The organism is Crystallibacter degradans, from assembly GCF_012952295.1.
Classification (GTDB): Bacteria; Actinomycetota; Actinomycetes; order Actinomycetales; family Micrococcaceae; genus Crystallibacter; species Crystallibacter degradans.
The window spans coordinates 1-337 of the sequence record NZ_JABBCH010000103.1 but is presented as its reverse complement, the minus strand read 5'-3'; the positions used below and the strand labels follow the sequence as shown (position 1 = coordinate 337).

The following is a 337-nucleotide window of genomic DNA, read 5'->3' as shown; positions in this document are numbered from 1 at the left end:
CCCGCGCACCTGCGCGGATCGCTCACCTGGGACCAAGGCGTGGAAATGGCCAGGCACAAAGCCTTCAGCATCGCCACCGACATGGACGTCTACTTCTGCGCCCCACACAGCCCCTGGCAACGCGGCTCCAACGAGAACACCAACGGCCTGCTACGTCAATACTTCCCCAAAGGCACCGACCTGTCTGTCCATGACCCGGAAGAATTGGAACGCGTCGCCCAGCAACTCAACGCCCGACCACGCAAAACCCTCGGCTGGGACACTCCCGCAGAGCAACTTCGTGATTTACTGATAGCCAGCTGACCACGGGTGTTGCATCGACCCCTAGAATCCGCCC

The 337-nt window shown here is 61.4% G+C and carries 1 protein-coding gene; it reads left to right on the top strand.

Annotated elements, in window-relative coordinates; translation table 11 throughout:
- The coding region (locus tag HGO92_RS23305; protein ID WP_169999130.1) for an IS30 family transposase at window positions 1–303 on the top strand (303 nt) is incomplete at its 5' end.
- Window positions 304–337: the final 34 nt, after the last annotated feature.